General features: G+C 61.2%; 15 protein-coding genes and 1 tRNA gene. 7 read left to right on the top strand and 9 right to left on the bottom strand.

What is annotated here, in order from left to right; all coding sequences use genetic code 11:
* Positions 1-7: 7 nt before the first annotated feature.
* Genes HY30_RS08685 through HY30_RS08675 form a run of 3 tightly spaced genes read left to right on the top strand, consistent with a single transcriptional unit; the run spans position 8 to position 1299 of the window.
* Positions 8-379: a DUF6249 domain-containing protein gene (locus tag HY30_RS08685; RefSeq protein WP_051615145.1), complete on the top strand. Its 372-nt coding sequence runs from the start codon at positions 8-10 to the stop codon at positions 377-379.
* Between the two features lie 31 nt (positions 380-410).
* Positions 411-938, top strand: coding sequence for an RNA polymerase sigma factor (locus HY30_RS08680; RefSeq protein ID WP_034739205.1), 528 nt, complete (start codon positions 411-413; stop codon positions 936-938).
* A 13-nt stretch (positions 939-951) separates the two neighbouring features.
* On the top strand, positions 952-1299 hold the full coding sequence (locus tag HY30_RS08675) for a hypothetical protein (protein WP_034739049.1): 348 nt from the start codon (positions 952-954) through the stop codon (positions 1297-1299).
* Here the strand turns inward: HY30_RS08675 and HY30_RS08670 are convergent.
* The gene (locus tag HY30_RS08670) at positions 1296-1880 is read right to left on the bottom strand and encodes a Maf family protein (protein WP_034739047.1); all 585 of its coding nucleotides are present in this window, start codon (positions 1878-1880) and stop codon (positions 1296-1298) included. The two genes, HY30_RS08675 and HY30_RS08670, sit on opposite strands and share 4 nt — an antisense overlap.
* A gap of 4 nt (positions 1881-1884) precedes the next feature.
* On the bottom strand, positions 1885-2103 hold the full coding sequence (infA, locus tag HY30_RS08665; protein WP_034739045.1) for a translation initiation factor IF-1: 219 nt from the start codon (positions 2101-2103) through the stop codon (positions 1885-1887).
* 159 nt (positions 2104-2262) lie between these two features.
* Here infA and HY30_RS08660 point away from each other — a divergent pair, with 159 nt between their 5' ends.
* Entirely contained in the window at positions 2263-2796 is a 534-nt protein-coding gene (locus tag HY30_RS08660; protein WP_034739043.1) for a cysteine dioxygenase family protein, read from the top strand.
* Between the two features lie 11 nt (positions 2797-2807).
* Here HY30_RS08660 and HY30_RS08655 read toward each other — a convergent pair whose 3' ends face one another.
* From HY30_RS08655 to HY30_RS20275, 6 genes are all read right to left on the bottom strand, one after another.
* A complete protein-coding gene (locus HY30_RS08655; RefSeq protein ID WP_034739041.1) occupies positions 2808-3284 on the bottom strand; it encodes a UPF0262 family protein in 477 nt (158 codons plus the stop codon).
* The gene (gene hisD, locus HY30_RS08650) at positions 3277-4584 is read right to left on the bottom strand and encodes a histidinol dehydrogenase (RefSeq protein WP_034739039.1); all 1308 of its coding nucleotides are present in this window, start codon (positions 4582-4584) and stop codon (positions 3277-3279) included. Before hisD ends, HY30_RS08655 begins: the two co-directional genes overlap by 8 nt.
* A 100-nt stretch (positions 4585-4684) precedes the next feature.
* The gene (locus HY30_RS08645; protein WP_034739037.1) at positions 4685-5137 is read right to left on the bottom strand and encodes a DUF2948 family protein; all 453 of its coding nucleotides are present in this window, start codon (positions 5135-5137) and stop codon (positions 4685-4687) included.
* Positions 5138-5146: 9 nt separating this feature from the next.
* On the bottom strand, positions 5147-6427 hold the full coding sequence (gene murA / locus HY30_RS08640; protein WP_034739035.1) for a UDP-N-acetylglucosamine 1-carboxyvinyltransferase: 1281 nt from the start codon (positions 6425-6427) through the stop codon (positions 5147-5149).
* An 80-nt stretch (positions 6428-6507) separates the two neighbouring features.
* Positions 6508-7665, bottom strand: coding sequence for a cytochrome P450 (locus tag HY30_RS08635; RefSeq protein WP_241765680.1), 1158 nt, complete (start codon positions 7663-7665; stop codon positions 6508-6510).
* A 47-nt stretch (positions 7666-7712) separates the two neighbouring features.
* Positions 7713-7850, bottom strand: a complete 138-nt coding sequence (locus HY30_RS20275) for a hypothetical protein (protein WP_164473927.1) — start codon at positions 7848-7850, stop codon at positions 7713-7715.
* A 77-nt stretch (positions 7851-7927) separates the two neighbouring features.
* Between HY30_RS20275 and HY30_RS08630 the strand changes: the two genes are divergently transcribed.
* Positions 7928-8002: transfer RNA gene (locus HY30_RS08630), tRNA-Thr, on the top strand.
* 64 nt (positions 8003-8066) lie between these two features.
* Here the strand turns inward: HY30_RS08630 and HY30_RS08625 are convergent.
* Positions 8067-10091 (bottom strand): alpha/beta hydrolase family protein, encoded by a 2025-nt coding sequence (locus HY30_RS08625; RefSeq protein WP_034739032.1) that lies wholly within the window; start codon positions 10089-10091, stop codon positions 8067-8069.
* A 348-nt stretch (positions 10092-10439) separates the two neighbouring features.
* Between HY30_RS08625 and HY30_RS08620 the strand changes: the two genes are divergently transcribed.
* Together HY30_RS08620 and HY30_RS08615 are read left to right on the top strand one after the other, a co-directional pair.
* Entirely contained in the window at positions 10440-13562 is a 3123-nt protein-coding gene (locus HY30_RS08620) for a TonB-dependent receptor domain-containing protein (protein WP_206741437.1), read from the top strand.
* Between the two features lie 103 nt (positions 13563-13665).
* Positions 13666-14451 (top strand): hypothetical protein, encoded by a 786-nt coding sequence (locus tag HY30_RS08615; protein ID WP_034739030.1) that lies wholly within the window; start codon positions 13666-13668, stop codon positions 14449-14451.
* Positions 14452-14455 lie beyond the last annotated feature (4 nt).

Below are 14455 nucleotides of genomic sequence, written 5' to 3'. Positions count from 1 at the left end.
CACCCTAATGGAAGACGTCCTTGTCCCTATTGTCCTGTTTTCTGTCCTGCCGGTCTGCATCTGGCTCGTCAGCCTGTTCAATTACAAAAAGCGCCTCACGGCCCACGAAACGGTCCGCCACGCCATTGACAGCGGCCAGACCATCTCGCCGGAACTGATCGAGAAAATGTCGCTGCTCGTCGACCCGGTCCGCGCTGACCTGCGCCGCGGTGTCCTCTTCATCGCCTTTGGTGCTGCTTTCGGTGTCCTTGGCCTCATGGTTGGACAGCAAGATGGCGATGCGATCATGCCGATGATCGGCGTGGCATCATTTCCGGTTTTCCTCGGACTGGCTTATCTTGGCCTCTGGGCATTCGGTCATGGCCGCAAACCGGCCTGATCTCTGGATCGTCGCCGCGGGAGGCAACGACATGCGTACCGACCCTGACCTGGCTGCCGATGCCGCACGTGGCAGCGAAAGCGCCTATGCCGAACTCGTGCGGCGTCACCAGGCAAGGGTGCGGGGCATGGCGCGCCGCCTGACCGGCACGGCCAGCGACGGTGACGATATCGCCCAGGCAACCTTCCTCACCGCCTGGCAGAAGATCGGCACCTATGTCGGAGGCACGTTTGCCGCCTGGATCTGCACGATCTGCTATCGCGAATTCCTGCAGGTACGGCGCCGCCAGAAAATGGAGATCGCGTTCGACGAAACGGCCGAGATCATCCCCTTCGGCCGCACGCAGGCCGACACGGCGAATGACAAGATGGACCTGTCACGCGCCCTCGAAAAATTGCCCGAGGCCCAGCGCATCTGCGTCACGCTCTGTGTCGCTGCTGGCCTCAGCCACCGGGAAGCCGCAGAAGCGACCGGCTGGCCGCTCGGCACGATCAAATCCCATGTGAACCGCGGCGTCGCCGCCCTTCGCAAACACCTTGCCGCCACTGAAGTGGCATGATGGAGTAGAAACCATGCGAGACGAAGATACTTACGCCGACCTGACCGCCCTGTTCGCGACCGAAGACCGAGCACTGGAGGCGAAGCCTTTCACGGAAGACGTGATGGGCCAGATCCGCGCGCAGGGCCGGGTCCGCAAGCTGTTACTGGTATTTTCCGGTATTGCCGGCGCGCTGGTGGCCGCCTCTCAACTGCCCAAACTGCTGGCCGATACGGTCGGCCTCGACACATCCATCACGACATCCATCGTGCAGGCGCAGACCGACATGGCAACGCTCGCCAGCTCCAACCCGCTCTGGCTGGGCGTGGCGGCGATTGTCGGCTTGAGCCTGTTCGCCGTGGCAGCGATGGAGCGGGCCTAGGCTTTCGCCCGCCAGCCCATGCCCTCGAGCAGCGCCTTGGTCTCGTAAAGCGGCAGGCCGACGATCGCCGTATAACTGCCATTGATATGGCTGATGAAACCACCCGCCATGCCCTGGATGCCATAGCCGCCAGCCTTGCCCTGCCATTCGCCGCTGGTGACATAGGCGGCAATCTCGCCGTCGGTCAGCCGCTTCATCCGCACGCGGGCGAGCACGGTGCGCGCGTTCACGCGGCCATCCGGCGCCTTCACGGCAATTCCCGTAATGCACTGGTGCGAGCGCCCTGACAGCAGGCGGAGGAAGGCCTCTGCCTCCATCGCATCCGCCGCCTTTTCCAGATTGCGCGTGCCGAGCGCGACGACCGTATCGGCGGCCAGCACATAGCCCGCTTCCGGACAGGCCGCCGCCTTCTCGCGCGCCAGGCGCTCGGCCAGCGCACGCGGCGACTCGTCCTTGCGGCGCGTTTCGTCAATGTCGGTGGGGGCGATCAGGTCCGGGACAATGCCGATCTGGGCGAGCAGTTCCCGGCGGCGCGGACTGGCGCTCGCGAGAATGAGCGGCGCATGTCCGGTAGACGCCATCGGTTTAGCGGAAGCGGTAGGTGATGCGACCCTTGGTAAGGTCGTAAGGGGTCATTTCAACCATGACCTTGTCGCCGGTCAGAACGCGGATACGGTTCTTGCGCAGCTTGCCCGCTGTGTGGGCGATGATCTCGTGTTCGTTCTCGAGTTTGACGCGGAACGTCGCGTTCGGCAGCAGTTCGACAACTGTGCCTTCAAATTCAATTAGTTCTTCCTTCGACATGAAGTCTCCAAATAATCTGCGGACCGTTGCGCCGCCGAAACGCATATAGGGGTGCGCCATAGCCCGTAGAAGGGATTCCGGCAAGCGCGTAAGGTCAGAGGGGCCCGCGCTTGTCCGCACGGCCATGCTGGCTTACGCCTGTAAGTCAGGGAGGATACCATGCTGGATCTTGATCAGTTCGTCGAAGACTGCCGGGCCGCTGTGACCGCCGACCCGACTCACAAGGCCGTTGCAGAGATCGTGACGCGCGCGCTGAGCGATCCGTTAAATGTGCTGGCTGCGGTGGGCGAGCCAACCGCCGGCGGCATTTTCCCGATCCATCGGGCAGACGACCTCACCATCCTGAATGTGGTCTGGAAGCCCGGCATGACGCTGATGCCGCACAATCACGAAATGTGGGCCGTGATTGGCGTCTATGGCGGCAGGGAAGACAATATCTTCTGGCGCCGGATCAAGGACGAGCCCTCCGGACGCATTGAGGCCGCTGGCGCAAAAGCCCTCTCCACAGGCGATGTCGCCCCGCTCGGCAAGGATGTGATCCACTCGGTCACCAATCCGATCCAGAAGCTGACCGGCGCCATCCATGTCTATGGCGGCGATTTCTTCGCCGTCCATCGCAGCGAATGGGACCCGGAGAAGCTGACCGAACAGGCATATGACGTGGAAAAAGCGAAAGCCATGTTCGCTGGCTGATGCAGGTGGCCCTAGCGCGTCTGCCCCGCATGCAGGGCGCAGATCAGCGTGAACAGGCGCCGGGACGTGTGGAAGTCCACATTGACCTTGCCCTCGAGACGCTCGGCGAGCAGTTCCGAGCCCTCATTGTGGATGCCGCGCCGGGCCATGTCGATGGCCTCGATCTGGTGCGGGGTCTGGTTGCGGATGGCGTCGTAATAGCTGTCGCAGATCATGAAATAATCGCGGATCACGCCCCGGAACGGCCCCATGGACAGGATGAATGTATGCACGTCCTCGCCCGCCTCATCGCGGATGGCGAAGACCAGCTTGCGCTCGACCTGCGACAGGCTGAGGGCATAGGGGCCCTTGTCATGGTCCGGCAGGCCGAAACTGTTCTCTTCAATCAGGTCGAATATGGCGACGCGGCGCTCATGCTCCGCATCAGGTCCCGACGCGCCGAGCGTCTCGTCGTCGATATCAATCGAGATCAGCCGGTTCTCACCCATCGGCCCCGCTCCGGTTGGTACGAATGGACACGGAACGGGCATGCGCCGGCAGGCGCTCGGCCTCGGCAAGGCGCAGGGCCGCCGGTGCAAGCGCCGCAAAGCCCTCCGGGCTGACGCGCTGGATGCTCATGCGCTTCAGGAAATCATAGAGGCCGAGGCCGGAGCCAAAGCGCGCCGCGCGGCTGGTCGGCAGCACGTGGTTCGAGCCCGTCACATAGTCGCCCAGTGCCTCAGGTGTCAGGTGGCCGAGGAAGACTGCGCCCGCATGCTGGATCAGCGGCAGGAGCGCGTCCGGATCGGCAATGGCCAGCTCCAGGTGCTCCGGCGCGATCTGGTTGGCAATGGCCGCTGCAGTTTCAAGGTCAGGCGCATCAATGATGGCGCCGTGGGCCTCCCAGGAAAGACGCGCGCGTTCGCCGGTCGGCAATTCCATCAACTGGTTTTCCACAGAGATTTCCACAGCCTTGCCCACAGACTTGTCCACGGTGATCAAGATGGACTGACTCGAGGGATCATGCTCGGCCTGCGAGAGCAGATCGGCGGCCACCCAATCGGGATTTGCGGTGTGATCCGCGATGATCAGGATCTCTGACGGGCCCGCAATCGTGTCGATGCCGACGCGGCCGAAAACCTGGCGTTTCGCCTCGGCCACGAAGGCATTGCCGGGGCCGACAATCTTGTCGACCGGCTTCAGGCGGCCCGCGCCAAAGGCCAGTGCGGCGACGGCCTGCGCGCCGCCAATGGGGTAGAATTCATCCACACCGGCTTTCAGCGCCGCATAGGCCACGGCAGGCGCGAGTTCCCCACCGGGTGCTGGCGCGACCATGACAATGCGCGACACGCCGGCAATCTTTGCCGGCACAGTGTTCATCAGGACGGAAGACGGATAGCTCGCGCGACCGCCGGGCACATAGACGCCAACGCTTTCCAGCGCCGTCCAGCGCCAGCCAAGCTCGACGCCCGTTGTGTCGGTGAAGCGGTGGTCCGCCGGGCGCTGGGCCGTGTGATAGGCGGCAATCCGGTCATGCGCGAAATCAATGGCCTTGCGCAGGTCAGCCGGGCAATCCGCCGCAAGGGCGTGAAGGTCGACATTATCAGACTGAAGGGTCGTCGGGTTGACCTGCAACTCATCGAATTTGGCCGTATAATCCGCCACAGCCTGACCGCCGGATGCCTCAACATCGTCGAGAATCTTGCGCACAATGCTGGCCACATCATGCCCCGTGCCGCGATCCTCCGCGAGGAAGGCAGCAAAACCGGTTTCGAAATCCGGCTGACGGGCATCAAATTTACGGACCATGAGGGGGGACCCGGCTTTCCAAAACCCGGTACATGGACTGTCATATCCCGGCTGGCAAGGCGCTGGTTAGGCCTCCATGCCGCATAGGCAGGGCAATGGCCTATTTCCGGCGGCGCTCGTGGCTCGGCAGGTTGCGCGTCGGCCAGACATAATCACTGTCCAGCAGCGTGGCATCGAGCACTTCAACATCCAGCGTGATCTCGCCGTCGCCAGCAAACAGGAGGGTCACCGTGCCGCCCGGCGGCTCCTCGGCTGGCGTAAAGGTGACTTCGAGCAGCGAGAGGATCAGTTCCGGGTCAACCTTTGTCACAGCCCGCGTCTTCGCCCCAAGCACGCCGTCAAAGGCCAGCAGCGAGCGCACACGCGCGCCCTCCCTGGGGTTCGGCTGGCCCGCCTCCCAGCGGAACCGGTTCAGCTCCAGTGAAAAGCGATGGATCCGCGACTCGTATTTCAGGCTGCCGGCCTTCACGACCGAATCCTGAACCGCGGCTGCAATGACTTGAAGGTCTTCGGGCGTCTCCGCCAGGAGACGCAGCGCTTGTGGTTCGGACATATTGGCCCCTTATTCGTCCTCGCCCGACAGGCGCTTGATATTGGCGCCGCAGGCATTCAGTTTTGCTTCCAGCCGCTCGAACCCGCGATCGAGATGGTAGATACGGTTCACCACAGTCTCACCCTCGGCTGCAAGCCCTGCAATCACAAGTGACACTGATGCGCGCAGGTCTGTCGCCATAACAGGCGCACCGGTCAGGTGCGGCACGCCCTTCACGACGGCCTCCTGTCCGCGCACCAGAATATTGGCGCCCAGGCGCTGCAGCTCCGGCGCGTGCATGAAGCGGTTCTCGAAAATGGTCTCGCGGATGATGCTCGTGCCATCGGCAACGCTCATCAGCGCCATGAACTGGGCCTGCAGGTCCGTCGGGAAGCCGGGGTGCGGCTGCGTGGAGACGCTGACCGCTTTCAGGCGCGTGCCATTGCGGCGGATGCGCAGCGTGGAGGCCGCCTCGTCGGCGTCCACCGTGACGCCCGCCTCGCGCAGCTTGGCGATCATGGCGCCAAGCGCCTCGACCGGGCAGCCGTCCAGCGTAACGTCGCCGCCCGCCGCCGCCGCCGCCATGGCATAGGTGCCCGCCTCGATCCGGTCCGGCATCACGGCATGCGTGGTCCCGTGCAGCTTCTCTACACCCTGGATGCGGATCGTGGACGTACCGGCGCCGGTAATCTTCGCGCCCATCTTGTTGAGGCAGTCTGCCAGGTCCTCGATCTCGGGTTCGCGGGCGGCGTTCTCGAGAATGGTCTCGCCTGAGGCCAGCGTGGCGGTCAGCATCGCGTGCTCTGTCGCGCCGACGCTCGGCATCGCGAACACGATATGCGCGCCCTTGAGGCCCCGGATGGCCGCCGCCTTCACATAGCCCTGCTCGACCTTCAGGTCCGCGCCCATGGCTTCCAGCGCCTGCAAATGGAGGTCAACAGGTCGTGCACCAATCGCGCAACCGCCCGGCAAAGACACGGTCGCGTGCCCGGAACGGGCAATCAAGGGTCCAAGAACGTTGAAGCTCGCCCGCATCTTGCGCACCTGTTCATAGGGCGCGATCGTGCTTTTCAGCTCTGCAGCATTGAGGTGGCAGGTCGACTCGCCCTTCGGCCAGTAGACCTCCACACCCAGAGTCTCCAGCAATTGCGCCAGGAAGCGCGTGTCCGCCAGGCTCGGCATATTGGTCAGCGTGATCGGCTCGTCCGTCAGCAGGCAAGCCACCATCAGCTTCAGCGCCGAGTTCTTGGCGCCGGAAACGGGAATGCGGCCGTTGAGCTCAGCGCCGCCAATAATGTTCAGTCTATCCATAAGGCGCACTTATAGAGCGGTTCACGGCGCGGGAAAGGCGTGATTGTGATACCTTGTGGCACGAGGTCAGAGACCTTGGATCAGGAAAGCCTGAGCGGCAAGGCCTGCAGCCCCCTCAGGCCTGACCGCTTTATCCACTTCAGCTGGTCCGCTTCACCCCTGATCTTCAGGTCCGGCCAGCGCCTGACCAGCTCTGCCAGCGCAATCTCGGCCTCCGCCTTGGCAAGGTACAGGCCCAGGCACATATGCGGACCGGTGCCCCAGCCGAGATGCCTGTTCGGGCGCCGAGCAAAATCCAGGTCCAGCGCATGGTCGAAAACCGCCGGATCAACATTCCCTGCGGCGAGCAGCGCCATGATCTTCTCGCCCTTGCGCAAGGTCCTGCCGCAGAACGTCATATCCGCGCGCACAAAGCGCGGCTTCGTGAATTGCACAGGCCCCGTGTACCGCATGAGTTCATCCACAGCGACCGGCAGGGCATCCGCGTCCAGCTGCCGGAACGCCTCGAAGGCGCCCGGCTCTGTCAGCAAGGTGAAGACACTTGTCGACAGCAGGTGCGTCGTTGTCTCATGACCTGCAACGAACAGCACGAACACCATCGTGACCAGTTCGTCCTCACTCAGCTGCTCGCCATCCTCTTCGGCATGGACGAGATCGCTCATCAGGCCGGGCCGAGGTGCACGCCGCACATCCGCGATCTCCGCCCGAAGGCTTTTCAACATCGGCCGCAACGCCAAAACGGCGCGCAACATCGCCAGCGGGGACTTGCCAGCATTGAAGCCCATCATGGTGACATTGAAATGGGCCTGCGTCGCCTCGCTCATGCCAAGCACGGTGTAAATGACCTGCAAGGGGAGCCTTCTGCAGAAGCCAGCCACAAGGTCCGGATCGCCGCTGGCTGCATATTCGCTGAGCAGCCTGTCGACCTGCGCCAGGATCTGAGGCCGAAGGGCATCGATGCTGATTCGCCGGAACGGCGCATCTGCAAGGCTTCGCAGACGGCGATGATCCGGGTCGTCAAGTGACAGGAGATTATTTGAAAGATCGCGGAAAACCTTGGGCAGGAAAGGCAGCCCAAAGGGCGATTTGTGCCCGGCATTGCGCGCATCCACGGCAAAATGATCACTATCCTTCAGCAGCCCCTGGATTGCCGCATGCTGCGTCACGGTCAGGACCGGGCCAAAGACCGGTATCCTCGCCTCACAAAAAGGCCCCTCTTCCACCAGTTGCGACAGCAAGGCATGTGGCGACCTTTTAAAAGACCGGGAGGCAAGGTCCGGGCGTATCATTCCGGTTTGCGGTCTTCAGGCGCGGGCGTCTTGTCGCTGGCCTTGCGGGAAGCGGCTTTTCGGCGCTTGAGATTCGCCCTCAGGGCCTCGGCGCGGCGGGCAGCTATTTGCGGGTCTTTCGGCGTGTGGGACATAAGTACAGCTTTTCGCGGCGAAACGGTCTTTTCATATGGGAACGCTTAAGCTAAAGCCGCGACTTGCAAACGGCAACGCCGCGGTAGCTCAGTGGTAGAGCGCGTCATTGGTAATGACGAGGTCGGGAGTTCAATTCTCCCTCGCGGCACCAGTTTTCCCCGAAAGTCAGGCTTGAGGCGCCACCCCGCGAGCGAGGTGGCGACAAGTCGTTTCAGCTATTTCAGGCCGCACTCTCCATAGAGGAAGTCCTCAATGGCCTTCAGCGACTGGCGCTGCTGGTCCGGCGTCCAGGGCAGGCTGTGAGGCTGGTCAGGAATGCTGACATATTTGGCCTTCGTGTGCCCCTTCACGGCGTTGTAGAACGCTTCGCCAAACGTATTCGGCACGCGCACGTCGCGGTCGCCATGGAAGATCAGCACCGGAATGCTCGCCTGATCGGCATCGCGAATCACGTCCTTGCCTGACAGGGCGCTGGCATAGGCCATGCGGCCAAAGCGGCTGCGGTCCACGCCAACATTGATCTTGGCGGATTCGGCATAACCGGCGCCGGCAATGGCGCACTGGAAGGGACTGTTTGTCCGCGTCGTTGCCGCCATCGCTGCATATCCGCCATAGGAATAGCCGAAGATCGCCATGCGGTCGGCCTTGGCCAGCCCTGTGGAGACAAGCCACGCGGCGCCGTCTTCCAGATCATCCTGCGCCTTGTACCCATACTGGCCGTCACCGGCGCGCCACTGGTCAAGCCCCCAGTCGGTGCTGCCGCGATATTGCGGCTGGAGAACGGCGAAGCCGCGCGATGTCAGGAACGGCATCCAGCCGCTGGCATCCCAGCCGCCAAAGTCCCGCGCCCAGGGTCCGCCATGGGGGAGGACGATTGCCTTGCCCGGGGCATCACCCTCTTTCCAGCCGGCAGGTGTGGTCAGCAGGGCCGGCGTTTTGCGGCCATCGCGGGCGTCGTAATAGACCAGCTTGGTATCACCAATGTCGGCCGGATCGATCCAGGGCCGGGCAGCGCCGAGCGATTGAAGATTCTTGCGGTCACCCAGCACATAATAGCGGCCGGCGTTCTTCACCGACGAAGCTTCGAAGATGATCTGATTGCGGTCGTCAGAGGCATAGATCACGTTGATATTTTCGCCCGGCATCGCCTGTTCGAGGCCCAGGACAATTCCGCCCAACTCCGGATCGACCCAAGTCGTGCGGACAATATCGGCATAGTATGTAAAGCCCAGAACCTTGCCGAATTCTGCCGGGACAGTGGAGGTTATCATGCCCGCAGCATCAAAATCAGGATGTGCGAAAACCGGCTCGTCGCTCAGCTTCTTTGTCTTTGGATCATAGGTATAGATCTGTGCCTTGTCCGACATCTTGTTGGTCAGGATATAGTAAAGCCCGGATGTCCTGTCCCAATGAATGACGTCCAGCTTGCGGCGATCAACGAGGTCGATCCGCAGCGCATCCTGTTTCTCCAGGCTGCCGCCTTTTTCGACCTTCAGATACGTGTCCTGGTAGAAAGTATCGGAAGTTTCGTCGAAATCGGCCTCTGACATCACCTCGCCGTCCCAAGGGTCGGCATAGCCAGCCGAGCGAGTGCCGGAGTTTTGGTAAACGACATCAACCTTGCTGTCTTTGAGGTTCAGACGGGCAAGCTCTGTTTCAAAGGATTTCGCGCTGAGGCGTGAAATCAGCACGGTGTCCGGGTCGCCGGCCATGCGGGAAACGACCGATCCACGGGCCTCCATGCGCAGGCACGTTTCAGTATTCTTGCTCATGCCGCGCATGCTGCCCATGTCGATAAAGGGCTCGTCAAACTTCTTGAAAGTCTTGTCGGTGATGAGCGTCTTGACTACCCATGTGCGCGTCGATCCGGTCGATTTACCCTCGCTGCACCCGCGCAATGAGCCCGTGAAAGGCCTGCGCACAGCCGTCAGAACATAGCCATTCTTTAGTGCCTGCAGGTATATAAACTCGCTGTCGCTGCCATCTGGCCCCGCGATGACCGGCGCCTTTGACAGGTCGCCGAGATCCCATGCCGCAACCACGGCGCGATCCTGGTCATTCCCTGTGCTTGGTCCGAGCAGAGCGAACATTGTCTTGCCGTCCGTCGTTACGGTGACGTTCTCAATGGCCGGAAGGCGGGCCAGGTCATCAATCGGAATCGGGTCCGCGCTGGCTAGGCCCACGATGGGCGCGGCAAGGCCACATGCGAACAGAAGCGAAGTCAGGATCGGTTTCATCATGGTCGGTTTGGTCTCCCTGATATCCGGTTTCGCCCGGCAGGCGCGGGCATGTCAACTCACGGTGTCTACGTGAAGCAGACGTTTCTTCCAGACGGCCTTTTCTCGGCATGGTCTTGCTGAAATAGACTTGCCGAAGCGCAAACCGTGCAGAGCTTGTGCAATCCGCGCACGAATTATGGCAAATATGTCACTAATGTCACTCTTTTGACCAATTTTGCATAATCGGCATTGATCTCTAGATTACGAGATCGCAACAATTCATGCAGGGGTAGTCGTCTTATTGCCGGAGTTGAGGCCGGGTCATTGACGGATGCTCTCCATGAAATGAGGGAAACGGAGAAGCCACTCATGAAACCAATGAATTACAGCGGTGCGCTCTTGCGCACGGTTGCCATTACGGCGTTGTGCGCCGGACTTGGCAGCAATGTTTTCGCGCAGGAAGCAGATGTAACGGAAGACGAGGCAATTGCCGTCGTCGCACCGACAACTGACGATGGAGACGAAAAAAAGCTTGATGTCGTGCGCGTTACGGGTTCGCGCCTGTCGAGCGAGTACACGAGCGTCGCACCTGTTGACATCATCTCGGCCGACAAGGCTTCGCTGGCAGGTATTTCGGATGTGGCATCGCTGCTGCAAACCGCAACTGTCGCAGCCGGTTCGCCTCAGGTGACCGCAGCCACGTCCGCTGCCTTCGTCCAGAACGGCGGTATCGGCACGGAAACAATTTCGCTTCGCGGTCTTGGCGCCAGCCGGACACTGACACTGATCAACGGTCGCCGCGCCGGTAAGGCCGGCACGCGCGGTGGCGTTTCGGCATTCGACCTGAACGCCATTCCACTTTCCGCCGTCCAGAACATCGAAGTTCTCAAAGACGGTGCGTCTTCGGTCTACGGATCTGACGCCGTGGCCGGTGTGGTCAACATCATCACCAAGTCGGGCGACACGTCCGAAGTCGACTTCTTTTATAGTGGTCCGGAAGAAGGCGGCGGCGAAGAGCTGCGCGCCAGCGGCGCATGGGGCAAGGATTTCAGCCGTGGCAACGTGCTTCTCACCTTCGACTATAATAAGCAGGAAGAACTTGCACAGGGCGACCGCGACTATTTCAACTGCGGTGAAGACTATGTCTTCGACCCAGAGACGGGCGAGCGCGCTGACCTGATCAATCCGGCCACCGGCAAGTACAAGTGTACGGATGCCCTTTGGGGTCACCAGTGGGTCTATGACTATCTCGACCCGAACTACGCGTCGCGTCCTTGGCAGCGCCAGAACTCGCTTCTGCAGTACGACTATGACGGTACGCTGGCCCAATACCTGCCAGCCTTCGGCCCAAGCGGCGCGGGCATTATCGCCCCTCCCGGTTGGTATGCTGTCGGCCTTGGCGAACTGCTCCTGCCAGGGGCAGATCCTGACCCGTACTACGGGCCGACAGCAGGCCTCTCCGAAGCCCTCGTCAGCGCCGACCACCCGTTCCAGGACGAAGCCACGCTCGTCCCTGAATCGGAGCGCATAACACTGTTCGGCACCGGTACGTTCGAGCTGACAAGCAGCGCTGAACTCTACGGCGAATTCCTGCTGAACCGTCGCGAAACGAAAGTGAACGGTTACCGCCAGTTTTGGTCCTACCAATACCTCTACGGCTACGACTACGGTGCGGGCTTTGCCTTCGGCGGCGACCCGGTGGCACTGGCCAATGGTTGGGGAGTCCAGCAACCTGACGTCCTGACCGGCGCAGGCCTCACGAGTTACTTCGGCCTCAGCGGCACTGGCGCGACCAACCATGCTGATGACCAGGTCACCGTGAACTACGTGAACCTTGTAGGCGGCGCACGCGGTAATTTCGACGGTGCTTTGACTGACTGGAACTACGATGTGTTCCTTCAGTTCTCGCAGTCCGATGGTGATTACACCACCGATGTCATCTATGATGATGCCATCACGCCCTATGAGTTCCGCAACAGCCTTTGCGAAGGCACGGTCACACCCGTTCGCGGCGTGCCATGTGTCGACGTGAACTGGTACAACCCGGACCTATTGAACGGCGAACTGCCACAGAACGAGCGAGACTTCCTGTTCGGCACGGCAACCGGCAACACGATCTATGAACAGGCCCAGATTGAAGCCTTCGTTGATGGTCCGCTGTTTGAACTGCCTGCAGGTACCGTGGAAGCCGGCTTCGGCTTCAACCGCACCCGTGAGCGCATCAACGATGTCCCAGCTGAAGTCTTCCAGGTCGGTAACGCCTGGGGCGCCAGCAGCGCCGGCATCACGCGCGGTTCGAAAACCTCGACGGCCCTCTTCGGCGAATTGGCCATCCCCCTGCTGAAGGACAAACCACTGGTCGAAGCGCTCGACCTCTCGCTGTCCGCACGCTGGACAGACGTGGACGTGTACGGCGACGGCACAACCTACAAGGTCGGGCTCGGCTGGCAGGTCACGCCATCCCTCAAGGCACGTGCAACCTACGGCACATCGTTCCGGGCACCTGCCCTCTACGAACTCTACCTTGATGCCCAGACATCCTTCGCGGGCCAGCGCACGATCGATCCATGCGTCAACTACGTGAACGCATTTGCCGATGGTGACATTTCGGAGCGTCGCTTCAACAATTGTGCAGCTGATCTGCCACCCGGCCTCGTGCCAGGCGGCGGCGGTGGCAGCGCAACTGTTTCAGCCAGCGGCAATGCGGGCAACCTGGAAGCCGAAACATCCGATGCCCTTAACATCGGCCTGATCTGGGTTCCAACATTTGCCAACTTCCGGGCGTCGATCGACTATTACGAGATCGAAGTATCCGACCAGATCACCCAGCTTGGTGCCGCAAACATTCTGCTCGGTTGCTACGAGTCGGACAATTTCGGCAGCGAGCCTCTGTGTAACCTGTTCACCCGGAACGACACCAACTACCTGATCGATACGGTCACCGACAACTTCATCAACGTCGCCACCCAGACGAACAAGGGTGTCGATATGCAGGCCGAGTACAGCCACGACTTTGCATTCGGGTCCATGACCCTCGAAGGTCAGGCCACGTACCAGATGGAAGACGAACTGATCCTGTTCGCCTCAAGCGACCCGCTCGACTCCAATGGTGAAGCCGGTGATCCTGAATGGGTCGGTGAAGCCAGCGTGACCTTCGAACGTGGTCCATGGTCGGCTTACTGGGGTGTCAACTATATCGGCGACACATCCAACATCGACAGCTACGGCGGCAACACGGGCACATCGCTCGGCAACCCGATCCGCTTCAAGCTGAAGACGGAACAGGTCGTCTACCACTCCGCCTCGCTGACCCGCGAACTGCCTAACGGCTTCAAGGTCCGCTTCGGTGTGGCCAACGTATTCGACGAAGCCCCACCAGCGGTGACCACGCTGAACCTCGGCGAATACAACACCGTCGGTCGGTCGGCCTTCTACTCTCAGTATGACTGGTTCGGCCGTCGCTTCTTCGTGAACATCAACAAGAAGTTCTAGTTAGACCAAAACACCTGATGGAAGCGGCGGAACATGTTCCGCCGCTTCTTCTTTGGGCGAGATGCGATAGTCTCACCTCCGGAACACAAAAGGAGATACCCCAGTGCCCCGTATCACGATGAAGCAGGACAATCTGAACGAGCGGAACAAGGAGTTCGTCCAGGCACCGCTGCAGCAGCCCGTGTTTCTCAATTCCGTACCGAAGTGCGGCACTCATCTCATCCGCAACATCATGCGTATGTTCGTGCCGGTCGAGCAGCAATACCACGACACGTTCCTGCAGATCCCCAACCTGCGCGGCCACCTGCGCGCCCTGTCGCCCGAAGCGCCCAAGCTCAGCTGGGGCCATATGCTCTTCTCCGACGATTCCGCGATGGCGATATCGCCGGCCCGCCACATCCTTCTCGTGCGCGACCCGTATAGCTGGGTCCTGGCGCGCGCCCGTTTCTTCCTGTCCGAAAATTTCGATGGCGGCATTGGCCATTTGCGTAGCGACAAGCTGGAGCCCGAAGTGCTGATGAACCTGATGATTTTCGGCATCCATGGCAAGGCCCCCGAACTGAAGGACATTTTCACCTTCAACGCCGCCGCATGGCTCGGAACCCACGCGTGCCTCTATCGCTACGAAGACATGGTGCAGCACCTTAAAGACATCAATTCCCTGCGCGCCGAGCAGTATTTCAGGCAACTGCTCACCGATTGCGGCATTGCCGTGCCAGATGACTGGCGCGAACGCGTCATCATTGGCAGCGACAAGGCCCAGAGCAGCACATCGCGCGACAACCTTGATGTCGACGATTCCCGCCTGCCGGATGTTCTGCCCGACGCGCAGAAAAAACTGGTCGACTATGCCGTGCCTGGCCTGCGGGCGTTGCTTGGCTACGCCTGACCAG

This window comes from Hyphomonas chukchiensis (assembly GCF_000682695.1).
Taxonomy (GTDB): domain Bacteria; phylum Pseudomonadota; class Alphaproteobacteria; order Caulobacterales; family Hyphomonadaceae; genus Hyphomonas; species Hyphomonas chukchiensis.
Note: the sequence above shows the minus strand (reverse complement) of the source record. Positions and strands in the feature narration are given on the sequence as shown.